The sequence below is a fragment of the Marinomonas ostreistagni genome, from assembly GCF_016888445.1.
Classification (GTDB): Bacteria; Pseudomonadota; Gammaproteobacteria; order Pseudomonadales; family Marinomonadaceae; genus Marinomonas; species Marinomonas ostreistagni.
On the sequence record NZ_JAFEKF010000001.1, the window covers coordinates 822,999 to 846,538 of the forward strand.

Here is a 23,540-nt window from a genome sequence, read left to right on the forward strand (position 1 = left end):
AATCGAAATCCGAGATTGAACCTATGCCTTATTAGGGATAACCTGTCGGTTTATGCCAATTCCGCTGTTAAATTACTAAGGTCACGCCACGGTTTATGAACGCTCCACTGCCGCTGATTGATAATCTTGAGCACCTACCCAATCCTTATACTCAGTTTCCGACTATTATCGCGCCCTTAAAAAATGCAGTGCCGCAGCTGCGTGAAGAAGATTATCAGCGTGACCTGCAATTAGCATTGTGCTTCATCTATAGCTACAACGGCTCTCAAGCGACCTTTAACTCCTATCGCCGTGAAGTCGAGCGTTTGTTGTTATGGTCTTGGGTGGTGATGGAGACCCCGGCACTGGCTTTACGTCGCGATCAGATCGAAGAATTCATTCATTTTTGTAATAGCCCGCCAGAGAGCTGGATCGGTACCAAAAATGTCGCCCGCTTCAAAAACCTAATGGGTGAGCGCGTACCTAATGATGCTTGGCGCCCCTTTGTAGCTCATGTGTCCAAGCTAGACTTTCGCAATGGCCAAGTGCCTTTGTCCCAGCAATACAGTCTTTCTCAGGCAGCCATCCGCGCTACTTTTTCAATTCTATCGTCTTATTATGGCTTCTTAATGCAAGAGGAAGCGGTGCAACAGAATCCTGTCGCGCTGATTCGCCAAAAAAGCAAGTTCGTTAAAAAGGAAGTAACGCGACGCCAAGTGCGACGTATTTCCAACTTACAGTGGGATTATGTCATCGAGACAGCTGAGCTTTTAGCGGAACAAGACCCAGCGACTCACGAGCGCACCTTATTCATTATGAATGCCCTGCTGGGCATGTATTTGCGAATTTCAGAACTGGTCGCCGATGAGCGCTCGGCCCCCACCATGGGCGATTTTATCAAAGATACGGACGGACACTGGTGGTTCAAGGTGCTGTCTAAAGGCAACAAAGAGCGTTTAGTCAGTGTCTCGGATGAAATGCTTAGTGCGCTAGTGCGCTACCGTCGTTTTCGCCAACTACCCGACTTGCCAACGGTGGCTGAGCAGACCGCTTTAATCCCCAAAAATCGCGGCCAAGGTGCGATGACTAGCTCACGCCAAGTACGTAATATTGTGCAGTTTTGTTTTGACCAAGCTTACTATCGAATGTGTGACGATGGCATGAAGAGCGATGCAGATGATTTACGTGTTGCTACCGTGCACTGGTTACGTCATACAGGCATTTCAGAAGATGTTAAAGTGCGCCCGAAAGAGCATGTGCGCGAGGACGCAGGCCATGCCAGTATGGCGACGACCGATCGCTATATTGATACGGAATACCGAGAGCGTCATGCCAGTGGTCGTAAGAAATCCTTACGACCACACTAACGATGCTCACCAGCGTTGCAAACTGTCTTCATCACTTTGCTTAGCTTCCACCCAGTTGGAAGCTTTAGGCGTAATTTCTTTTTTCCAAAACGCGGCACGGCTTTTTAGATAATCCATAATAAAGTCGCAAGCCGCAAAGGCTTCAGCTCGATGCGCCGATGCCACACCCACAAAGACAATTTGATCATCCACCCCAAGCTCACCTACCCGATGCACTACCTTTACCCCCAACAACGTCCAGCGTTGTTGGGCTTGGGCGACGATCTTTTCGATGTTGCGCTCGGTCATGCCAGGATAATGTTCCAGCACAAAACTGGATTGCTCGGGATTCTCGCTAAAATCTCGAACTCGACCTACGAACATCGCGACTGCACCAGTTTTATGCGGTACACAGAGCGACTCATAGAGGGTCTGAACATTAAAATCCGCTTCTTGCACCGAAATGGTCTGAGTATTAATCATGCGCGAATCTGACACACTAACCTCCGGTAACCGGTGGAAAGAATGCAACTTCGTGCACCGTCTCAATATCAATAATATCGGTATCACGGGCAAAATCGTAATCGATGGCGGTTTTGACAGTGTCCTCTAGTAGCACTGGTTGATCCAATTGCTGGGCTAACTTTTGTTTTAACTCAAAAACCGTAAGCGGCTGCTCAAGCTCGACGCTTACCCCATCGGATTTTAGGGTTTCACGCAGTGAGGCAAAAAATACAACATTAATACTAGGCATTATTCGCACTCCAAGAACCGCTTTTTCCGCCGTGCTTTTCAAGCAAAGCTGTTTGTGTAATGACGATTCCTTTATCAACTGCCTTACACATATCGTACAGGGTCAGTGCGGCAACGCTGGCACCCGTTAGCGCTTCCATTTCAACACCTGTTTTGCCCGACAAAGCGCAGGTACACAAAATCTCAATGTGCTCGTCATCTACCACATCAATTTCAACACTCACCTTAGTTAGCATCAGCGGGTGACACAATGGAATCAAATCTGAGGTTTTTTTAGCCGCTTGAATACCAGCAATACGCGCGGTGGCAAGTACATCGCCTTTTGGTAATCCGCCTTCCATGACTTTTTTGAGGGTGCTTGGCAACATACGTACTAAAGAGCGTGCCGTCGCGGTGCGTTTGCTAATGTCTTTTTCGCTCACATCTACCATGTGTGCGTGGCCGTTGGCGTCTAAATGGGTCAAAGTGTCGCTCATGCCTACTCTACCGTTTGTCAAAAAAGCCTATAGTGGCAAAACGTCAGCACAAATCAAGCTTGTTTGCCGTCCTAGGTTTGTTGTTCGCCGTTTATAAGGCATAATGTTTTGAAATTGACGCACTTTGAACGTATGAGCCTAATTGACGACTTTAATATTCTAGAGTTACCGACCAACGCGACAGAGCAGGAAGCCAAAGCCGCCTACCGTCGACTCGCGCGTCGTTACCATCCTGACAAAAACCCTAATCAAGACACCACTGAGCATTTTCAGCGGATTCATGATGCCTATCAAAATGTGCTAGCGGCGATCCGACAAAGCCAAGGGCAGCAATGGCAACCCTACTCGTTTACCGAGCAAGCCAGCCGCGGCGCCACAAGAAGTGACCAGGCACCCAATCACTTCGACAGTGACGCCAAGCAACGCGAGTACGTCAAAGAGCAACAACGCGCCTACCAAGACATGAAGCGTGAAAACGCCAGCCATGAACGTGCCCGCGAAGAAGCGTTGCGCACAGCGCGCAGCACGCTACATCAGCGTCGCATGCATGCGCTTTATGAAGAGATGCGTAAAGCTGATCAACATAAAGCTCACAACAACCAAAGTGACTGGTATTCAGAGGATCAGGACCGAAATGCACAGTACGACTTTGCTCAGCATTCTGATAAGGCTAGCGACGCAAATGGCCCACAACCTGAAGTGACGCCACAAAGCGTTAGACCTTTGCGTCTGCATGCTGCCAAAGCAGCATTCATCGCCACTACCTATATCGGTGTCTTTGCTGCGGGAGGCTATGCCACCTTGTATTGGCAAGATCATCAAAACAGCTCAGTGAGCACGCTCAAAACCCCATACATTAGTGGTCTATATCCCCAATTCCGTAGTGGTTCTAGCCATACGTTAAATGATGCTCGTTTGTTTACCGAGCCTAGCGTTGCATCAGAGATCAAAACGACGATCCCTGTTAACCAAGATGTTCGCGTGCAGCGTATGGATGGCGAATGGCTCACCCTGTCTTATGAGAACTACAGCGGCTGGGCCAAAGTAGAAAATCTGGGCTTCGGCTCGTTTCAGCACGCCCAATCGACTGGCTGCCTAGGCCAACCTGGGTTGGCACCACGCCATGGTGCTGTCATCGGTGCTACCGTTGAGGGCAATAGCAGGCTACGAATCGTCAACCAACAAGACCAAGCCAGCTTGTTACGCTTTCAGTCGTTAGATGGCCAAGCGCCGTTTTCCATTTATCTACAAGCACAACAACCGTTTGCCGCGAACTTTATCCCACGTGGGCGTTATCGGTTGGTGTTAGAGACAGGTTCACTGTATCATCACGCTTGTCAAAGTTTCCTGTTTGATAAACAGCAGCGTATCGTCATGGACAGCGTCAACTTCGCTGGCACCGAACAATCGCTGACGCTTAGAAACACAACCTCTCAGTAACCTTATAACGCAAACGAGTTTTACTACATGCTCAGCAATATTCGCATTGTTCTTATCAATACCTTCCACCCAGGTAATGTCGGCGCGGTTGCCCGTGCCATGAAAAATATGGGACTGACTAACTTATACTTGGTCGACCCTAATGATTACCCGTCTGAAGAAGCCACAAGCCGCGCAGCGGGTGCGGTAGATTTGCTAGAAAATGCGACCATCGTCAGCACCCTTGAAGAAGCTATTGGCGACTGTAGCTTGGTGATTGGTACTTCAGCGCGTCACCGCACGTTTCAGTTGCCGATCATGAATGCTCGTGAATGCGGTGAGACGGTGATACCGGAAGCGAAGGATCATAATGTTGCGATTCTGTTTGGTCGAGAAACCATGGGATTGCTTAATGAAGAAATTGCCCAATGCCACCGCCAAGTCTACATCGACGCCAACGATGAATACCCTGTACTCAACATCTCCCAAGCGGTTCAGATCGTTGCCTACGAGATTTGGATGGCACACCAAAACGAAACTGTGCATGAGAAAAGCGTACCTGAATACCCGCGTAAAAAAGAGATGGATTTATTCTACGAGCACCTTGAGGAAACCCTATACGGCATCAATTTCATTGTGCGTAATCACCCAGGCAAGGTGTTAGACAAATTGAAACGTTACTTCAATCGCTCACGCCCAGAAAAGCAAGAACTTGGCATACTTCGTGGCGTGTTGGCAGCGGTGGATCGTGAGGCGGGTCTAAGCGAAGGCATGAGCCACCAAGTTAAGCAAGAGCAAAAAGACAACCCGTCTGACAATTAACCAGCTCGATCACGGCGCTGCCATCTTGGCAGCGCCGTGTCACACTAGTTCTGCAATTCTTCTTGGACCGCCAACTTAGCTTGAATAAATTCTGAGTGCTGCATAAATAGCAATTCGCTGATTTTGCGGATGCGGTGATCTTCATGGGCATCGATATTGCCATCCGCCAAAGCAACACGCCAAAGACATTTAAGTAACTCAAACTTTTGCGCCAAATTGGCCTGATCGTTGATCACTTTGGTAAATTGATACGCATCATGTGCATCATCAATAGAAGCTTTAACTTCTTCAAATAATGCCTCCACATCATCACCCAGCACACTGACTGACTTAATGGCCTCTTTCGCTGCTTGTTCTTCTCTTGGGTCAATCTCTTCGTCTGCGATCACTACTTCCAGCAGCAACGCCGCAACAGCGCGTTGATAACTGATCGGATCTGGCTGTTCCTCGGAACTAGAAAATAATTGTTTTAATGCATTTAACATACAAATCCTTAATGTCGAATCAATAGAAAGCGGCGTATCTCTTCGATCAGTTGATTAGGAAACTGACGGTAGTCTAGATAAGGGGTCCAAAGCCAATCTTGCGCGCTATAGGCATAATGTCGACCCGCTCCAACAGGAGTAGCCACTGTGGGCTGCGGGATAGCTGATAAAAACGTTTTACCGACTACCATTTTAATCCCCGTTAAGCCTTGCAGTTCATGAGCAGCAAAGACCAAATGAACTCGCTTCCAAATATGTTGATCTCTCACTATACGCCAATCTTCCTGTTCGTCAGCCACCAACTTTGCAAGGATTGTGAGAATTTTGCGCCAATGATTACCATTAAGTGCGATGAGCCGATCAACTGTTATCTCAGTATGGTGATTTACACCCTCAGGTAAAACCGGTTTATTAGGCAGTAACACCTGCAAGCACACACTCTTCATTTAGATTCCTAGTTCAATAAAGCCTCTAAAACGCTGTAGACAAAACCATATATTAGTTTATTCTTATAAAAACAACTCACACTCTGGAGCGCTTTATGGATAGCTGGACTCTGCCATTATTAGGCGGACTGCTGATCGGTTTAGCAACCGCATTATACCTACTAATACTGGGTAAAGTGGTAGGCATTAGCGGCCTTTTAGCAAATGCCCTATTTAACCCATCGAACCGCTTAACAGCGCTGGTTTTTATAGCCGGATTGATCATCGGCGGTAGTGCCTACGGGCCTCTTTTCGAAATACGCACCCCTCTGCCTGAAGCACGCGCCCCCATGCTGCTTATAATCTCTGGGTTACTGGTGGGATATGGTACGCGCTTGGCCAATGGTTGTACCAGTGGTCACGGCGTATGTGGGTTAGCGCGCTTTTCTTTGCGCTCTTGGGTTGCCACGACCATTTTTATAAGTGTCGCCATCATCACAGTTGCTCTCGTACAGTAGGACTATTATCGTGAAACTTATCGTCACCTTTATCACCGGATTGTTATTTGGCCTAGGACTGGCGCTGTCGGAGATGACTAATCCCGCTGTGGTGCTTGGCTTTTTGGATATTTTTGGTGCATGGAACCCTTCCCTAATGTGGGTCATGTCAGGCGCTGTTATAGTGGCTATGATTTCTTATCAGTTAAAACGCCGTCAACTGAAGCCTATACTGGCAGATCACTGGCTCGTTCCGATTACCAAAGAACTTGATCGAAAATTGGTACTAGGGGCTAGCTTGTTTGGCATCGGTTGGGGCTTGAGTGGTTATTGCCCTGGGCCTGGACTGACTGCCCTTGTTAACTATCCTCAAGAAGGTCTTTATTTTGTCACATCTTTGATCGCTGGGTCTGCTATCTTCCAGTGGCAGAGCCATCGTAATCATGTTTAGAACACTATACAATTGGCTTTCAATCAGGGGCCTTTTTATTGAGTAAAAAGGCAAAAAATTCTTGACGCAGAAATGATTGCATCTTAAATTTCGCCTCGCGTCGTTGCTGAACATATTCCGCACCGCTTCAACTGCTGCGCTCGTCGCTTAAGGTAGTCTCTACCGGATAAGTAACAGCCATAAGTAGGATGGAGGGAGGTAAAGGCGTATTTTTCGGATTATGTTTTACAAGTTGAGGAGCAATGCGCCATGTCTATTGACGTTCATTCTTTTTACACACCAGAGCAATTCAACCGTATCAAAGCGGTTGCCGACACCAAAGAAACCCCTTTCGTCGTCATTGATACACAAATGATTGATGAGGCGTACACGGAATTGACTAAAGGATTCCCGAGCGCTGATATTTTCTACGCGATCAAAGCTAACCCAGCACCTGAGATTCTACGTCTATTGCGTGATCGTGGTTCAAACTTTGACGTTGCGTCGCGTTACGAGCTGGACAAACTGTTGGCCATTGGTGGCATTTCACCAGAGCAAGTAAGCTACGGTAACACTATTAAGAAAGCAGCCGATGTGCGCTACTTTTATGAGCAAGGTGTGCGCATGTTTGCCACCGACTCGGAAGCGGATTTGCGCAATATCGCCAAGGCCGCGCCGGGCTCGCGTGTATACGTGCGTATCCTAACCGAAGGTACCGTATCTGCTGACTGGCCTTTATCACGTAAATTTGGTTGTCGCCCAGACATGGCAATGGATCTACTTATTCTTGCTAAAGAGCTTGGTTTAGAGCCCTACGGCGTGTCTTTCCATGTCGGCTCACAACAACGTGACATTGGCGCTTGGGATGCCGCTATTGCGAGTGTTCGCTTCATTTTCGAACGCTTGAAAAAAGAAGATGGCATTGAGCTACAGATGATCAATATGGGCGGTGGTTTCCCTGCTAACTACATTAGCCGTACCAATGATCTGGCCACTTATGCTGAAGAAATTACCCGCTTTTTGGAAGAAGATTTTGGCGAAAAAATGCCACGTATCATCCTTGAGCCTGGCCGTTCTTTGATTTCAAACGCGGGCATTTTGGTGAGTGAAGTCGTGTTGATTTCTCGTAAGTCTCATACCGCCTTGAATCGCTGGGTGTTTACTGATGTGGGTAAATTCTCAGGCTTGATCGAAACATTAGACGAGTCGATTAAATACCCAATCCACGTAGAGAAAAAAGGCGAGCTTGAGGAAGTAATCATTGCCGGCCCAACCTGTGACAGTGCCGACATCATGTACGAGCATTACAAATACGGCCTGCCGCTGAACCTTGCCATTGGTGATCGTCTGTATTGGCTTTCTACGGGTGCTTACACCACTACGTATAGTGCTATAGAGTTTAACGGCTTCCCTCCGCTTAAGTCGTACTGCATTTAAGCGTTAGCATGCTGTCATTAAAGCCCCAGTTTGAGTGTTCAAACTGGGGCTTTTTTATGTCCAACGATCTTTATTTTGCCTTTTTTATGATCGCAAGGTCGCATCTGCTTCTGTTACACTCGAAACATTAGAATTAAACAAAAGGAGTCAACGTGGCAATAAACGTTTCTCACCTAGCCATCTATCCTATTAAGTCCTGTAAACCAGTGCCACTCAATGAGTCAGACGTTTTTTTGCAGGGTTTGAAGTTTGATCGACGCTACATGTTGGTTGATGAAAACGGCCAGTTTGTAACCGCCCGAGAATACCCGCAACTGTCACTTGTAAAAGCCAGCGTTGATAAACAAGTATTATCACTAGTCGGCCCAGAAGATGACGATCGAGCCCCCTTGTTGCTTATGGAAAGCGAGTTCGCTGATGAGCATATCGACGTACAAGTCTGGGACGACTCTCTTAAAGCACAAAAAACCACTGCCGAAGCCGATCAATGGTTCAGTGAGATTCTCGGCATCTATGTCCACCTAGTATTTTTTGCTAAACAGTCAGAGCGATTTACCAGCCGCCGCCAAGATAGCCCTGTTACGTTTGCTGATGGCTACCCTTTCTTATTGACCACTCAGGCATCCTTGGATGAGCTAAACCAAACCACCGAGCACCTAGTCGAAATGGAGCGCTTTCGCCCTAATATTGTTGTTGAGGGCAATGAGGCATTTGCCGAGGATACTTGGAAGCGAATTCGCATTGGCGAAGTGGAGTTCACCAATGTGAAACCGTGCGTGCGTTGCAACTTCACTACTCTCGATCCGAAAACCGCCATTCGCAGCCCCAAGAGCGAACCATTGAAGGCGCTCGCTAAGTTTCGCAAACTTGATAAAGAAGGAGTGACCTTTGGTATCAACTTGGTAGCAGAAAACGAAGGCGTGATTCGCTCGGGTGACACGCTTGAAGTGTTAGAATATCAAGAGAGTTACGATTACCAAGATAAACGTCAACTTGAGAGCGCTTAAAAGGCACTTATTTATTAAACGGTTTGAATGCTTGGCTTCGATTGCGCACACCTCCGTAATGAGAAGTTACGCTTCACTACGAATCTTAAACTATTCCTTGTGGAAGTGACGTAACGTTGCACGTAATCTTAAGATTCAGGGGGTGATTGTTATGAATACAGTCGATGTTCGAAACTGCCCTTACGATCTCAGCATTGAATCGTTAAAGACAGGCTCAATTTTTGGTGCGTTAAGTGCATCCGCGATCGAGTATTTAACTCAGGCAGGCACGCTTAAGCAGTATCAACAGGGTGAACTTGTGTACCAAGATGGTGATAAAGGCGACAGCTTCTACATCATTATTGAAGGTACGTTTGATTATTTTTTGGATAGCAACAGCTCCACTTCGCTGATTCGGCGCTTAGTGTTTGGTGAAGCACTTGGATACGTCACCATGGTCGCATTGTCACCACGTCAAGGTTATACCGTAGCCGCTACGGATGGCATGTTGCTTGAGATTAATCCACAGGTGTTTGCTGAATTTCACGATCGCTTTGCGTTTGATTTTGGTATCTTGATTTTAAATTTATCTCGAGACATGGCCCGGAATATACAAGTACTGGCCCGCACCCTATCGGATGCCGGCGTCAGTATCGATCTCAGCAAAAGCTGATTATTTCTCGGCAGCGGTCACAGAGATTTCCACTAATAATTCTGGACGCGCCAGGCGAGACTCTACACACGCTCGTGCTGGTGCATGCCCTTCTGGCACCCATGCATCCCAAACCGCATTCATCGCTGCGAAGTCTTTCATATCACGCAGATAAATTGTTGCAGAGAGCATGTGCTCACGGTCAGAACCTGCCTGCTCTAACAGAGCATCTACCTTATCAAGCATGGTCTGCGTTTGCTCGGTAATATCGGCATTGGCATCCGCAGCAACCTGTCCACACAAGAAGATCATACCGTTGTGCTTAACAATACGACTCATACGCTGCTTGACTTCTAAACGCTCAATTGTTGCCATTAACTGCTCCCATATATAAAGTTGAAAACACTAGCATATCAGTAAATTAACAACATTTCTGAGCGTTAGAGATCGATATAGCAGTCTAATCCTCTATGAAATAGAGCTAAATGAGAGCTTATCGCTTAGCTGGGCTAATTAGTACTCGAGTCCTTTTTGCGCTTTGATTCCACGCTTAAACGCATGCTTAATCTCTTTAATCTCACTCACTGTATCAGCAAGCTCAATCAACTCATCCGAAGCACCACGGCCTGTCACTACCAAATGCTGCATCTCGGGGCGATTCATCAATGTCTGCAACACACGATCGGCATCTAAGTACTCGTAATGAAGCAAATAGGTAAGCTCATCTAGTACCACTAAGTCGTATTGCTCATCTTGCAGCACGGCCTCCGCATTTTCCCAAGTCTCTAACGAGCTGGCAATATCTTGCTCACGATTTTGTGACTCCCACGTAAATCCCGAATCCATAATGTGCCAGGTGACGTTAGGCTGGGCTTTGAAGAAATCAATTTCTCCAGTATTCCATTCACCTTTCAAAAATTGTACAACGGCAACATTTAAACCATGGCCTAAAGCCCGTGCCACCATGCCTAGAGCTGAGCTGGATTTACCTTTGCCGTTACCCGTCAAAAGCACAAAGGTACCCTTCTCTTGTTGTGCTTTGGCAATACGCTTATCGACGTGGTGTTTGACTTTTTTCATGCGCTCGGCATGCTTTTCGGGATCATGAATGGCTTTGCCCATAATTAAAACTTCTCCAATTGGTGCTTCAAACTTTCAAGCCAAAGTTCTAGAACTTGGCTTGCTAGCATGTGTTTGCGAGGCCATAAGCGCGGCGCAAATAGACCCTCTAAGGTATAAGTTGCCATTACGTGAGTAATACCTTTTTGGTTCTCTGAAAGTTCAAATTGCCAGAATTCATGATGGCGCACGCACCAATGATACATGACGTTGTGAAGCGCTAAATAGCGCATCGGCTGGGCATCGGTGACTTCGGCTTTAATCAGCCAAGGGCCTTTTAGGCTTTGCAGCTCAAGATCGAGACGTGACCCGGTATGGAATCCAAACGTCGACTCGAAGTGTCCTATCGCATGATTCCAGCTTGAGGGATTGGGGGAAATAAGCAGATCCCAAGCCGCTTGGCTTGGGGTCTGAATTGTGGCCTCTTTACGCAGCGTAAAGGGCGAATTAGATGCGGTCATCCTCTGGATCATATCCTAAGTTAGGGGCTAGCCAGCGCTCGGCGTCATCTTTGCTCATACCTTTACGCTCAGCATAGCTGTCTACTTGATCTGGGCCAATTTTGCCCACACCGAAGTAATTACTGTCAGCATTACCAAAGTACCAACCGCTAACTGCCGCCGTAGGTAGCATAGCGTAGCTCTCAGTAAGCTTGATACCGGTTTGTGCTTCAACATCCAGCAATTGCCAAAGCTTGTCTTTTTCGGTGTGATCCGGACACGCTGGGTAACCAGGCGCAGGACGAATGCCTTTGTAGCGTTCTTTAATCAGTTCTTCATTGCTTAGCGACTCTTCTGGTGCATAGCCCCACAGCTCTTTACGTACTTTCTCGTGAAGGTACTCTGCAGTGGCCTCTGCCAAACGATCCGCTACCGCCTTGATCATGATTGAGTTGTAATCGTCATGATCCGCTTCAAAGCGCTCAACAATGCTGTCGATGCCAAAACCTGCCGCACAAGCAAAGGCGCCAATGTAATCATTGCCCTGCTCTTTAGGCGCCACAAAGTCTGACAGACATTGATTGTATTTACCCGGCGCATTGAGCTCATTTTGGTTACGCAAGAAGTTTAAGCGCATCACTTCGCTATCACGAGACTCATCTGTGTAGATCGCTACGTCATCGTCATTCACTTGGTTGGCTGGGAACAAACCAATGATAGCTTTGGCATCGAGCCAGCTGTCGTTGATGACGGTCGCAAGCATTGCTTTGGCATCGGCAAACAAGCGTGTTGCTTCTTCACCCACCACCTCATCGGTTAGGATGCGTGGGTAGGCGCCGGCCAATTCCCATGTCTGGAAGAATGGCGTCCAGTCGATGTAGTTTTGCACTTCATTGAAATCAATGTCAGCGGCCTCAAACACAGTTACACCCAATTTCTCAGGAGTTTTGATGTTTGAGAAGTCAACTGGCGTCTTGTTCAAACGTGCTTTTTCTAATGACACACGACGACCCGCTTTAGCGCGGTCTTTGAAGCGCTCACGCGTTTTCTCGTAGTCTTCTTTGACTTCCGCAATAAACTTAGCACGACGTTCTTCATCTTTAGTGACCAACGCACTGGCCACACTCACACTGCGTGAAGCATTGGTTACGTGAACAACCTGGTTGTTCTTGTAGTTTTGCTCAATTTTCACAGCCGTATGCGCTTTAGACGTGGTGGCGCCACCGATCATCACCGGAATATGGAAATCTTGACGCTGCATCTCTTTAGCGACGTGTACCATTTCATCCAGTGATGGTGTGATCAAGCCGGATAAGCCAATGATGTCCGCATTCTCTTCTTTGGCGGTGCGCAGGATTTTCTCCGAGGGCACCATAACACCAAGGTCGATCACCTCGAAGTTGTTACACTGTAATACCACACCGACGATGTTTTTACCGATGTCGTGAACATCACCTTTTACCGTCGCCATAATGACTTTACCGGCACTAGATGAGCCTTGTGTCTGGGTACGGGCTTTTTCTTCTTCGATGAACGGCATCAGGTAAGCCACGGCTTTCTTCATTACACGAGCCGATTTCACCACCTGAGGTAAGAACATTTTACCCGAGCCAAACAAGTCACCGACCACGCCCATACCATCCATTAATGGACCTTCGATCACCTGTAGCGGACGATCAAATTGTTGGCGGGCTTCTTCTGTGTCGTCGTCGATGAACTCAGTGATACCTTTAACCAAGGCATGTGTCAGACGCTCACCGACCGGTAGACTGCGCCATTCTTGGGTTTCTTTTTCGACCGCTTCACCAGAGCCTGCAAACTCACCGGCAATGGCCAGTAAGTTATCGGTCGCTTCCGGTGTACGGTTGAGCACGGCGTCTTCGACCGCATCACGTAAGCGCTGTGGAATGTCTTCGTAAACGGCTAACTGACCCGCATTCACAATACCCATGGTCATGCCATTTTTGATGGCATGGTAAAGGAAAACCGCGTGAATGGCCTCACGCACTGGGTTATTACCACGGAACGAGAACGACACGTTTGATACACCGCCAGAAACTTTGGCGTACGGTAAATCGCGTTTGATGTCCGCCGTCGCTTCGATAAAGTCTAGGGCGTAACGGTTGTGCTCTTCGATACCGGTAGCGATGGCAAAGATATTTGGGTCAAAGATAATGTCTTCTGGCGGGAAGCCTACTTTGTTAACGAGCACATCGTAGGAGCGACGACAGATCTCAATCTTACGCTCACGGGTATCCGCTTGACCGACTTCATCGAAGGCCATCACAATCACGGCCGCGCCGTACTTCATCAGAAGTTTGGCTTGCTCGATGAACTTCTCTTCACCTTCTTTTAGGCTGATTGAGTTTACAACACCCTTACCTTGGATGTTTTTAAGGCCTGTCTCTAGGATTTCCCACTTAGACGAGTCCAGCATGATGGGCACACGAGAAATATCTGGCTCAGAAGCAATTAGCTTCAAGAAACGTTCCATCGCCGCTTCGGAGTCAAGCATGCCCTCGTCCATGTTGATATCGATAATTTGCGCACCGTTCTCAACCTGTTGACGAGCTACATCCAAGGCCGTATCAAAATCGCCTTCTTTGATCAGACGCTTAAACATTGCTGAGCCGGTTACGTTGGTACGCTCACCAACGTTGACGAACAAGCTCTCATCGCTGATGTTAAATGGCTCAAGGCCTGATAGGCGACATTCTTTAGGAATCTCAGGGACCACACGTGGCGCCATATCCATAAAGGCATCGGCAAAGGCTTTGATGTGGCTTGGCTCTGTGCCACAGCAACCACCAATGATGTTTAAAAAGCCAGCTTCTGCCCAGGTTTGAATTTCTTCAAGCATTTCTTCTGGTGATTCGTCGTACTCACCAAAGGCATTTGGTAAGCCAGCATTAGGGTGCGCAGAGACAAAAGTATCCGCAATGCTAGACAGCTCTTCGACGTATTGGCGCAGATCTTTTGGCCCAAGTGCACAGTTAAGGCCAACAGAAATAGGCTTAGCATGTGAGATCGAGTTCCAGAAGGCTTCGGTAGTTTGACCTGATAAGGTACGACCCGATGCATCGGTAATGGTACCGGAAATCATGATCGGATAGCGCACACCATGATCTTCAAAGTACTGCAGCGCCGCAAAGATCGCTGCCTTAGCGTTCAGTGTGTCGAAGATGGTTTCGATCAGTAGTAAATCTACACCACCTTTGATCAAGCCATCGATGGCTTCAGTGTAAGCCACGACCAAACCATCAAAGGTAATATTACGAAAACCTGGATCGTTTACGTCTGGAGAAATAGTACAAGTACGGCTAGTCGGCCCGACAGCACCGGCAACAAAACGCGGTTTTGCTGGGTTTTGCGCGGTAAATTCATCCGCTGCTTCACGCGCTAGACGTGCTGACTCGAAATTGATTTCATGAGCCAACGACTCCATGTGGTAATCCAGCATCGAGATCGAGTTGGCATTGAAGGTATTGGTTTCAATGATATCAGAGCCGGCTTCAAGGTAAGCGCTATGAATGGCTTTGATCATTTTTGGCTGAGTTAATGACAGCAGGTCATTGTTACCCTTTAGCTCGCTGTGCCAATCGCTAAAGCGCTCTCCACGATAATCCTGTTCTTCCAATTTGTAATTCTGGATCATGGTACCCATACCACCATCCAGAATTAGGATGTTATCTTTTAAACGACTTTCGATAACGTCATACGAACCTGACTTAACCACTGTCACTACCTCAATAAATTAATGCGCGGTTACTATAACAAAACCACACCTTAAGATGTTGAATTTTAGTAATGACGTAATGAGTAGATGCGTATTAGTGACGCGTATGAGCACATTGGTTGCGTGCGAGCGCCTTAACTGTCTCGTCCACGCGTGCCAATTCTGGACGCGCCATACCCTAATAGCAAACCGCCTAAGATTGCGATCGCCCAATAGCCATATTTGCTCAGCCAATCAGTTGAAATCAACTCTACTGTCTCGGAGTCTCGATAGACTTTGCGCAAGATCTGCTGGCCGTCGTAATTAACATTTTGACTGACCGCTACATTCATCGTGGCATTCGGTCGCTCATTTAAGCCAGACAAACGCCAGCGAAAATTGACACGACCATTATCGACCACTGACTCCGCCTCCGCTGCGCTGATCATATTCAACGCACTATCAACGATTAGCTCGGCGTAAAAGGTTTGTCCTTCAATCGGATTAGCAACATCCGCACTAAAACGAATCTCGAAGGTATCATTAAGATTAGCACTGGTCGGCAGCGACCAACGCGCATTTTCAATCCCGCTTTGCAATTGTTGCTGTAGCGATGTGACGGCACCTTCAAAGGCAATCAGTTTATTCACTTGGCTTTCAAGGTTGGTACGTGTTTCTAGCACCTGCTGGTGGCGCGCTTGCAATTCAACCACGGCCTGTTCAGTTTGCTCATGCTCTTCAGCCAGTGCAGTTAAACGTGACTCGAGTGCTCGACGTTCAGTTTGGCTGTTTGCAAGCTGTCGCTCAAGAGCCGCAATTTGCTGATTACGCTGCTCTAGATCTGAGCTGACAGCAGCTAAGCGCTGACTTAATGCGCTATTGCGTTGTTGCACGGACTGATAACGCTGCTGCAGTGCGCTCAATTCGCTTTCATGATCCGTTTCTTGTTGCACCAGTGAGTTGGTTAGGCTGTTTATCTGCGCTTGATGATTACGAATCAACTGGTTCTGAGCATCTATTTCAGCTTGCAGGCGTGTAATCCGCGCCTCCAGTTGAGCCACCTCTTGAACATTATTGTCGGCCTCTTGATTGGCAGCCGCGACAAAACCACCGCGCGTATTCAGCTCAGCGTTAGTTGCTTCAAGGCTATCAATCACATTGCCCTGAACGCGAATCTTGTCCCAAAGCACTTGCTGTTGACCACGAATTTGTGCCAACTCTTCATTTAATGCCTGTTTTTCATCACTCAATTGCTGAAGAGTTTGAGCTACGCTGGCACGCTCTTGCTGCAATGTTTGGTGTTGGCTTTTTAGCTCTGCGTACTCAATTGATAAATCACGATAATCTTTGCTGACCGCATAACGTTCACTGTCTAAGGTACGAAAACTCTTATTGACCGGCATGTAGTCTTCTGGCTCTAGCGCCAACGCCTGTTGCTCCGGTGCAATCTGGTATAAGCGCTCGTTTAAGCGGCTGCTCTGCAAGCGTTGACTGTTATAGCGCTGTTCGAGGTTATCTCGTTCATTTTTCAAGCGCTCCAAGCGCGCGAGCTGGTCGGCACTTAGCTCTTGCCTTGCCAAATCACTGATGGTGCGTTCTTTGTCGTCCAGCTGATCAGCTAATCTTTGCGAGCGCTCTTGGCTTTGCATAAGCTGCTGGCGTAAACGTTGGATTTTCTCAGCTGATGGCGCGGGTAAAGAAGAGCCTAATACCGAGGTAGAGGGATAATTACGCACCGTGGTCGTGTCAGTTTGGGTCGTTTGCGTACTGCAAGCACTCAACATGCTTGCCAATACCCAAGGCATTACAGCGTAAGTAACACGTTTCATCAAACAATTCCCCTTTCAGCAAAACATCACAGTACGATTAAAGATATGGCAGATAGTTAGCACTTTCGCAACTCATTAACAGATTACTTTAACTTTTATCACTGACAAATACCTTACAAAAAAAAAGCGCTGGTAAACCAGCGCTTTTTTTAATTAAGCCAAGCTCTTAGAGACGACTTCATAGACATCTTTGGACAAATCTTGCTGAGCAATTCGTTCCAGCTGGCCTTTCATAAGCTCGCTTAAGGCTGGCACCATTCGCTGCCAGCGGGTGAGCGGCGTACAAAGACGCGAAGCAATCTGTGGATTGCGCTTATCCAGAAGAATGATTTGATCCGCTAAAAACGCATAGCCACTACCATCCAAGTTATGGAAGGCCGACACGTTTTGGCCCAAGCCGCCAATCACAGCACGCAGCTTGTTAGGGTTTTTAATATCAAAGTTAGGGTGCTGCATAAGCGCCTTAACAGTATCAAGCCCCTGCTCTTGCTCACGAGCAGCACTTAGCATTAGCCACTTATTCACCACCAAGGCCTCATGTTGCCATTGCTCAAAGAAAGCCGCTAACAATTCATCAGCTTCAGGCAAATCAAAGTGCACCGCACAGTTTAACGCGGCAAATTGATCGGTCATATTGTCTGCTTGGCGATATTGTCGTACCGCTGCCGCTTTTGCTTCATCGCTACCAGAGGCTAACCAGTAACCTAATGCAGCATTTTTAAGTGAGCGTTTAGCAATTTGCTCAGCACTTGGTTGGTACGCTTGTGCAACCGTATTGTCTTGGTACAAGCCCTTAAACTCTGAAACCAGCGCCTTAGCGATCACTTCACGTAAATGCTTGCGTGCCGCCTTAATGGCGTGCGGGTCAATCTGCTCTGACACTTCCGCTAAGTAAGCTTGGCTGGGCAGCGCCAAAATCAATGCCACCATGGCAGGATCGAGTGTCTTATCCGCCAGTAATGCCTTGAAGCCTTCAATTAGATGGGTATCAGTGCTTAGGGCTTGTTTCTTTTGTGCTTGAACAATCAGTGCAGTTAACTCATTCACAGCAAGCTCTTGTGCGGCACTCCAGCGATTAAAGCCATCCGGATCACCCGACATCAATTGCAGTAGCTGTTCAGTGCTGTAATCGTATTGCAGTTTAACTGGCGCAGAAAAACCACGTAGCAAAGACGGTACTGGCAGTTCAGCAACATTTTCAAAGACAAAGGTTTGCTCATGATCATTGACCTGTAATACCACTTCATCGCTCTGCTCACCTTCATAGGTGAAAGCCAATGCTTGGTTATCTGAGCCAACTAGCCCTACTTTGACAGGAATATGCAATGCCAGCTTAGTCGGTTGATTTGGCGTCGCTGGTGTTTCTTGCTTAATCGTCAATTGATAGGTTTGCGTCGCTTGATCATATTGATCAGTGACGGTCAAACGTGGTGTGCCAGCTTGTGAATACCAACGCTTGAATTGGCTTAGGTCAACACCATTGGCATCTTCCATTGCTTGCACGAAGTCATCACACGTCACTGCTTGACCATCGTGACGTTCAAAATACAAGTCTGAGCCTTTGCGGAAGCCTTCTTCACCCAATAGCGTGTGAATCATGCGCACCACTTCAGCACCTTTTTCATAAATGGTTAAGGTGTAGAAGTTGGAAATTTCGATAAATGACGCTGGACGAATCGGATGGGCCATCGGGCCAGCATCTTCGGCAAATTGAGTCGTCTTAAGGAAAGAAACATCTTCCACACGTTTGACAACATCAGAGTGCATATCGGCCGAGAAAGATTGATCACGAAATACGGTGAAACCTTCTTTTAAGCTCAACTGGAACCAATCACGACAGGTCACACGGTTCCCCGACCAGTTGTGGAAGTATTCGTGCGCCACAACCGCCTCAACGCGCAAATAGGCATCATCAGTCGTAGTTTCTGGGCTCGCCAATAAACAGCTTGAGTTAAAAATATTCAAACCTTTGTTTTCCATGGCGCCCATGTTGAAGTCATCGACCGCCACGATCATGAAAATATCCAGATCGTATTCACGACCATAGACTTCTTCATCCCATTTCATGGAGCGCTTCAACGAGTCCATGGCAAAATCGACCTTGTCGATATTGTGCTGTTCGGTAAAGATCTGCAGCTTAACCTCACGGCCACTCATGGTGGTGAAGGTATCGTTTAGCACTTCAAGGTTACCAGCCACTAAGGCAAACAAATACGCTGGCTTCTTGAATGGGTCATGCCAAGTGACGAAGGTTTTACCCTCTTCTGTGGTACCGCGCTCTACTTCGTTACCGTTGGATAGCATTACTGGGTAACGATTGGCGTCTGCGATAATGGTCGTAGTAAACACCGACATCACATCTGGGCGATCTAGGTAATAGGTAATGTGGCGGAAACCTTCCGCTTCACATTGCGTACAAAACATTGATGACGAGCGATACAGGCCTTCAAGACGTGTATTGTTTTGTGGTTCGATCAAGGTCTCACAGGTCAACACAAACGATTCAGGTGTTGCGGTGATCACCAGTTTATCATCTTGGAAACGGTATTCTTCTTTAGGTAAGGTGTAGCCATCAATCGCCACGGCAATCAAGGTTACGTCTTCACCGCCATCCAACACTAAGGCAGAGGTCTGCTGATCACTGTCTGGATTACGACGGATGTGTAGACGTGAGGTGACGATGGTCTGAGTTTCGTCAAGATCAAAGGTCAGTTCCGTTTTATCGATTAAGAAATTAGGAACTTGGTAATCTTTTAAATAAATTGCTGCGGGCTGTTGTTCTGCCATGATGTAAGGCTCCTATAGCGTGACGGCGACTTCGTATCCGGTGTACTTACGCAAGTTAATAACCCCTGTGTCGAGCATCCAGTATTGCCCTTTTATGCCCATTAAAGTGCCTTCAACAGTCGGTGTTTTTTCGGCATTAATACTGGTAATTTTGGTTGGGTACTCCAACACAGGGTAAACAAATTCGTGGGTTTGGTTATCATTACCAAGCTCTTGTAATGCCTGAAGACCAAACTCGTTTTGCAGCGCATCAAGCCCTTCCCACAGGTTATTGATCAGGCGCTCCTGCTCTTGCTCTAGGTTCAGCTCAAGCTCACTACCTTTAAGCATATTGCGCCAATTAGTTTTATCGGCGACTTCGTTTTTGAACAAGGTCTCGACTAAGCCAGACATACGACGGTTATCGACTAAAAACATTGCGCGTGCTTGGGTTGCGCCTTGGTCTAGCCAACGTGTTGGCAATTGATCACCGCGGGTGATGCCGACTTTTAGTGCCGTTGTATTGGCTAGATAAACATAATGGCTTTGCATGCAATACTGCTCAGCCCATTCTGGCTCACGACACGTGCCTAAATGATAGTGACACTTTTCGGGGCTCATAATGCAGGTATCGCAGGCCGCCAGTTTTTTAAAGCATGGGTAACAATAGCCTTGGCTAAAGGATTTCTTGCTGGCGCGACCACAATGAATACAGTGAATCGCACCACTGAAGGCCAACGAGACTTTTTGACCAAGGGCAGCGTCTAGGGGAATCGACTCATCACCAAGACGCATTTGATAACTGACTTTGCCAGCACTGTCGGCACTGGCCTGCATTTTTCTTAAATCGCCTTTATGCATCCGAATCAGTGCCACCTTGATTGTTGACCCACTTAATAGTCTCGTGTTCTAGCGTATCAGTTTTGCTGCCACAGCCTTTATGAACTTCACGGTCGATGTAACCAACACGCTGAGCTTCTTCTTTGTTCGTGTAGTCATAGGTGATAATCGCCTGCATGCAAAGCTCTAGCTGCTCTGGAGTCAGTTTGACGCCATTAGGCCATTTACCAAGCTCTACCGCTTGCTTAAGACGCCCATAAACTTCAGGCGACATATTGTCGATCATGTCTTTAAAATTCATCATTCTCTCGTACCAAACTGCCCTAGTACTCAGTTCTTTCTTAAAAGTTTGTAGCCTACGCTGTAGATGCCCGCCAAAATGAGTCCGGCCAAAAGGCCAATCAGATGCGCCTCATTAGCCATGGAACCCAGCCCAATCACGGCAAAAATATCGGTGTAACCAGCGATCAGCCAAAGCACAAAAAACACCATTAAAGGTTTTGAAATAATTCCAGGCCAACCTTTTACTAAATAAGGCATCACCCAAGCAAAAGCAATGAGCCCGTATACCAAGCCAGATAAACCGCCAAATAAAGGGTAGCCATTTAATAAGTATTGACCAATGTTACTGGCCACACTGACCAAAAGCGCAAACACAAGCCAAAGCAATGAGCCCATTAGCTGCTCAAGTTTACGCCCGACTTCCCATATCCATAGACCATTGAAAATAAGATGGGCAATTCCGAAGTGAATAAACGTAGGCGTCAATAAACGCCAATACTCTCCTTCAGCTAATACGTCCGTCAAACGAGCAAAACGGATTTGATTGCCCGCGATTTCGAAGGAAGAAATCGTAAACCAGCTCACCATATCAAGGTATTCACCCGCTCCCGTAATGAGCGCTACAAACGCACTGATGATGAGCGTTGCCAGGGTCATGGGCGAGCGATGCCAAGAGGCGAAAGAATGATTGCGCACACGCTTTTTGGGCGAGACCTTACTCAAAGTGTCTGGCGCTGCTTGCCATTGTTCAAGCAATGCCAACGCCTGATGTGCTTGCTCAGGGTCAAGCAGCCAAAGCTGCTCTTTGCCTTGCTCAGTGACTATTCGGTGACTGATGTCCTGCTGCCATAACGCCTGACTAAGCTTGGCTGGGGTTTCGTGGTCCGCAAATTCATAAAGTAAATACATGGGACACCCTTGAAGGTTTATTGGCGATAACTAGACTGCCATCCAAGCTTGCTACGACAGACATCATAGAAGTCATGATCTTTAGGATGGATCAAGCGGATACCACCTTGACGACGTGTGATGTGAATCTCATCGCCAGGCGCTGCTGTTATGTTTAATTGGCCATCACAACTAACACTCGGATAAGTAAGGTTTGATTCGCATACAACGATACGAATTTTGGCATCAGCATCGATCACAATCGGGCGGTTACTTAATGTATGAGGATGCATTGGCACCAATACTAGCGCGTCTAATTTTGGCAACATGATTGGACCGCCTGCCGATAAGGCGTATGCAGTGGAGCCTGTTGGGGTAGCAACAATCAGACCATCCGACTTCTGATTCATCACGAACTGATCGTCGATAAATAGGTCAAAACGTATCATACGAGCAGATTTGCCTGGGTGAAGAACCAAGTCATTTAACGCAATACCTTCGCCACTCGGGCGGTTCTGGCGTTTGATCTTGGCTTGAATCATGAAGCGTTTCTCTTCGTGATATTCGCCCCGTAAAATCGGCAGTAGCTCTTGTTCGAAGTTGGTCGGTGAAATGTCCGTTAAAAACCCTAAAGTACCGCGGTTCATGCCTAATACAGGCACGTCATAGTCAATAATGGCGCGCGCAGCGCCTAGAAAACTCCCATCGCCCCCTACTACCATGACCAAATCACAACGGTCGCCCAGTGCACTCAGTGGTGCCGCATCGGCTTGTAAGCCCGGCATCATGGTCGCTAGATCAGCCTCCAACACAGGCTCAACATCCTGTTCAATTAAAAAGTCTGTTAGCCCTTTCACTGTTTCTAGGATCTGCGGTTTGTCCAAACGTGCAATGATGCCAATCCGTTTAAAAAGACTCATCTAGTTAATCTTTCCCGTTGTAAAGTTTCTGGTATCGCGCGGTAGAGGCCGCGTGTTAGATGGATTCCGATACAGGTTAATGTCTGCACAGGCGCCATCACCCCCTCTCAATAAGCGTTAGAATGTACCACGAAGCAGAGATATGCGCCACGCACCAACAAAACATATCTCTGCAATCAAAGCCTTACCTGCAGTCGAACTCATGTTTGAGTAAGGGTTTTTACTTGCACTCACGCCTTGCCAACCTTGCAGACCACCGGTGTGAATAAACAATGTATGAGGCGCTCTCCATTTTCCCTGTGCCAATAGCTCATTTACTCGATACACCATTTTTGCGGTATAAACAGGATCTAACTGAAGTGTGGGATTTAAACGTTTAAGCGCCGCCAGAAATACCAGCAAATTATCACTTAGTTTACCAAAGCCACCATGCAGGCTTTCATCAAACGCTTTGAGGCAACCATAAGCGGGCTTGTGATACGCATCACAAAGCTTAACAATCTGCTGTTCAAGATCTGTCACGCCTTTAAGTGCTGAAAATACCGATACAGACGCAAAAGAGCTGCTAGCAAAGCCCGCGGCGGTCGTACCTGTGCCGGCCGCAACACAAACGTGCGCACCTGACATTGTTTTTGCAAAGATACTTTCAGCCCACTCTAAACACCCCAAAAATCCAAGCTCTCCGCCGCCGCCCTCCGGCACCCAGTAGACTTGACCAAACTGCTCATCGACACATTTCCTGATCGCAGAGCTCAGTCCCAAGCGATAATCCTTACGCTCACTTGGAAACAAAATAGCCCCTTTATCAACCGCCTGTCGTAGCGTCGGCGTGAGAGACGCATGCACCTCACCACGCACAATAATAATAGGCTGCAATTGTCTGGCGTGACATTGGGCAGTAAAAGCCGCGATATGATTAGAGTGCGGACCACCAAAGGTGGCCACTACAGAGGACTTAAGTTCTATGGCACGCTGTAGGTGATATTTTAACTTGTGTTGCTTGTTACCTGGCGCGATAGCGCACTCCAAATCAC

The 23,540-nt window shown here is 47.4% G+C and carries 24 protein-coding genes; 8 read left to right on the plus strand and 16 right to left on the minus strand.

Annotation, left to right across the window (positions count from 1 at the left end):
• The first annotated feature begins 95 nt into the window (after positions 1–95).
• Positions 96–1,346, plus strand: coding sequence for a tyrosine-type recombinase/integrase (locus JQX58_RS03930; RefSeq protein WP_204145509.1), 1,251 nt, complete (start codon positions 96–98; stop codon positions 1,344–1,346).
• Positions 1,347–1,352: 6 nt separating this feature from the next.
• Here JQX58_RS03930 and moaE read toward each other — a convergent pair whose 3' ends face one another.
• Genes moaE through moaC form a run of 3 tightly spaced genes read right to left on the minus strand, consistent with a single transcriptional unit; the run spans position 1,353 to position 2,554 of the window.
• Positions 1,353–1,823, minus strand: a complete 471-nt coding sequence (gene moaE / locus JQX58_RS03935) for a molybdopterin synthase catalytic subunit MoaE (protein ID WP_338040662.1) — start codon at positions 1,821–1,823, stop codon at positions 1,353–1,355.
• Position 1,824: 1 nt separating this feature from the next.
• Positions 1,825–2,079, minus strand: a complete 255-nt coding sequence (locus tag JQX58_RS03940; RefSeq protein WP_204145510.1) for a MoaD/ThiS family protein — start codon at positions 2,077–2,079, stop codon at positions 1,825–1,827.
• Positions 2,072–2,554: a cyclic pyranopterin monophosphate synthase MoaC gene (moaC, locus tag JQX58_RS03945; RefSeq protein ID WP_204145511.1), complete on the minus strand. Its 483-nt coding sequence runs from the start codon at positions 2,552–2,554 to the stop codon at positions 2,072–2,074. The genes JQX58_RS03940 and moaC overlap by 8 nt, the downstream gene beginning before the upstream one ends.
• Before the next feature lie 108 nt (positions 2,555–2,662).
• On the opposite strand from moaC, the gene JQX58_RS03950 reads away from it, so the two are divergent.
• Entirely contained in the window at positions 2,663–3,994 is a 1,332-nt protein-coding gene (locus JQX58_RS03950) for a J domain-containing protein (RefSeq protein ID WP_239090133.1), read from the plus strand.
• Positions 3,995–4,021: 27 nt separating this feature from the next.
• Positions 4,022–4,795, plus strand: a complete 774-nt coding sequence (trmJ, locus tag JQX58_RS03955; RefSeq protein WP_204145512.1) for a tRNA (cytosine(32)/uridine(32)-2'-O)-methyltransferase TrmJ — start codon at positions 4,022–4,024, stop codon at positions 4,793–4,795.
• 44 nt (positions 4,796–4,839) lie between these two features.
• Here the strand turns inward: trmJ and JQX58_RS03960 are convergent, their stop codons facing one another.
• Both JQX58_RS03960 and JQX58_RS03965 read right to left on the minus strand, forming a co-directional pair.
• Complete coding sequence (locus JQX58_RS03960; RefSeq protein WP_204145513.1) at positions 4,840–5,280, minus strand: tellurite resistance TerB family protein; 441 nt, start codon at positions 5,278–5,280, stop codon at positions 4,840–4,842.
• Between the two features lie 8 nt (positions 5,281–5,288).
• Positions 5,289–5,726 (minus strand): DUF6942 family protein, encoded by a 438-nt coding sequence (locus JQX58_RS03965; RefSeq protein ID WP_204145514.1) that lies wholly within the window; start codon positions 5,724–5,726, stop codon positions 5,289–5,291.
• A 95-nt stretch (positions 5,727–5,821) separates the two neighbouring features.
• Between JQX58_RS03965 and JQX58_RS03970 the strand changes: the two genes are divergently transcribed.
• From JQX58_RS03970 to JQX58_RS03990, 5 genes are all read left to right on the plus strand, one after another.
• Positions 5,822–6,223 carry a YeeE/YedE family protein gene (locus JQX58_RS03970; RefSeq protein WP_204145515.1) on the plus strand — a complete coding sequence of 134 codons (402 nt, stop codon included), beginning with the start codon at positions 5,822–5,824 and terminating at the stop codon, positions 6,221–6,223.
• A 10-nt stretch (positions 6,224–6,233) separates the two neighbouring features.
• Complete coding sequence (locus JQX58_RS03975; protein ID WP_204145516.1) at positions 6,234–6,653, plus strand: DUF6691 family protein; 420 nt, start codon at positions 6,234–6,236, stop codon at positions 6,651–6,653.
• 249 nt (positions 6,654–6,902) lie between these two features.
• Positions 6,903–8,069 (plus strand): type III PLP-dependent enzyme, encoded by a 1,167-nt coding sequence (locus JQX58_RS03980; protein ID WP_204145517.1) that lies wholly within the window; start codon positions 6,903–6,905, stop codon positions 8,067–8,069.
• A gap of 152 nt (positions 8,070–8,221) precedes the next feature.
• The gene (locus JQX58_RS15410) at positions 8,222–9,076 is read left to right on the plus strand and encodes an MOSC N-terminal beta barrel domain-containing protein (RefSeq protein ID WP_204145518.1); all 855 of its coding nucleotides are present in this window, start codon (positions 8,222–8,224) and stop codon (positions 9,074–9,076) included.
• Positions 9,077–9,227: 151 nt separating this feature from the next.
• On the plus strand, positions 9,228–9,728 hold the full coding sequence (locus JQX58_RS03990) for a cyclic nucleotide-binding domain-containing protein (protein WP_204145519.1): 501 nt from the start codon (positions 9,228–9,230) through the stop codon (positions 9,726–9,728).
• Here the strand turns inward: JQX58_RS03990 and JQX58_RS03995 are convergent, their stop codons facing one another.
• From JQX58_RS03995 to JQX58_RS04045, 11 genes are all read right to left on the minus strand, one after another.
• A complete protein-coding gene (locus tag JQX58_RS03995; RefSeq protein ID WP_204145520.1) occupies positions 9,729–10,082 on the minus strand; it encodes a RidA family protein in 354 nt (117 codons plus the stop codon).
• Positions 10,083–10,220: 138 nt separating this feature from the next.
• A complete protein-coding gene (gene cobO / locus JQX58_RS04000; protein WP_204145521.1) occupies positions 10,221–10,829 on the minus strand; it encodes a cob(I)yrinic acid a,c-diamide adenosyltransferase in 609 nt (202 codons plus the stop codon).
• Positions 10,830–10,831: 2 nt separating this feature from the next.
• Entirely contained in the window at positions 10,832–11,287 is a 456-nt protein-coding gene (locus JQX58_RS04005; RefSeq protein ID WP_204145522.1) for an SRPBCC family protein, read from the minus strand.
• Positions 11,274–15,002 (minus strand): methionine synthase, encoded by a 3,729-nt coding sequence (gene metH / locus JQX58_RS04010; RefSeq protein ID WP_204145523.1) that lies wholly within the window; start codon positions 15,000–15,002, stop codon positions 11,274–11,276. The genes JQX58_RS04005 and metH overlap by 14 nt, the downstream gene beginning before the upstream one ends.
• A gap of 134 nt (positions 15,003–15,136) precedes the next feature.
• A complete protein-coding gene (locus tag JQX58_RS04015) occupies positions 15,137–16,810 on the minus strand; it encodes a coiled-coil domain-containing protein (protein ID WP_204145524.1) in 1,674 nt (557 codons plus the stop codon).
• 153 nt (positions 16,811–16,963) lie between these two features.
• Positions 16,964–19,597: an aminopeptidase N gene (pepN, locus tag JQX58_RS04020; protein WP_204145525.1), complete on the minus strand. Its 2,634-nt coding sequence runs from the start codon at positions 19,595–19,597 to the stop codon at positions 16,964–16,966.
• A gap of 12 nt (positions 19,598–19,609) precedes the next feature.
• Positions 19,610–20,437 carry a DUF2797 domain-containing protein gene (locus JQX58_RS04025; protein WP_204145526.1) on the minus strand — a complete coding sequence of 276 codons (828 nt, stop codon included), beginning with the start codon at positions 20,435–20,437 and terminating at the stop codon, positions 19,610–19,612.
• Complete coding sequence (locus JQX58_RS04030) at positions 20,430–20,720, minus strand: YeaC family protein (RefSeq protein WP_239090134.1); 291 nt, start codon at positions 20,718–20,720, stop codon at positions 20,430–20,432. Before JQX58_RS04030 ends, JQX58_RS04025 begins: the two co-directional genes overlap by 8 nt.
• 26 nt (positions 20,721–20,746) lie before the next feature.
• On the minus strand, positions 20,747–21,607 hold the full coding sequence (locus JQX58_RS04035) for a rhomboid family intramembrane serine protease (RefSeq protein WP_204145527.1): 861 nt from the start codon (positions 21,605–21,607) through the stop codon (positions 20,747–20,749).
• 17 nt (positions 21,608–21,624) lie between these two features.
• A complete protein-coding gene (locus JQX58_RS04040) occupies positions 21,625–22,506 on the minus strand; it encodes an NAD(+) kinase (protein WP_204145528.1) in 882 nt (293 codons plus the stop codon).
• Positions 22,507–22,623: 117 nt separating this feature from the next.
• Positions 22,624–23,451: a cysteine desulfhydrase gene (locus tag JQX58_RS04045; RefSeq protein ID WP_204145529.1), complete on the minus strand. Its 828-nt coding sequence runs from the start codon at positions 23,449–23,451 to the stop codon at positions 22,624–22,626.
• Positions 23,452–23,540: the final 89 nt, after the last annotated feature.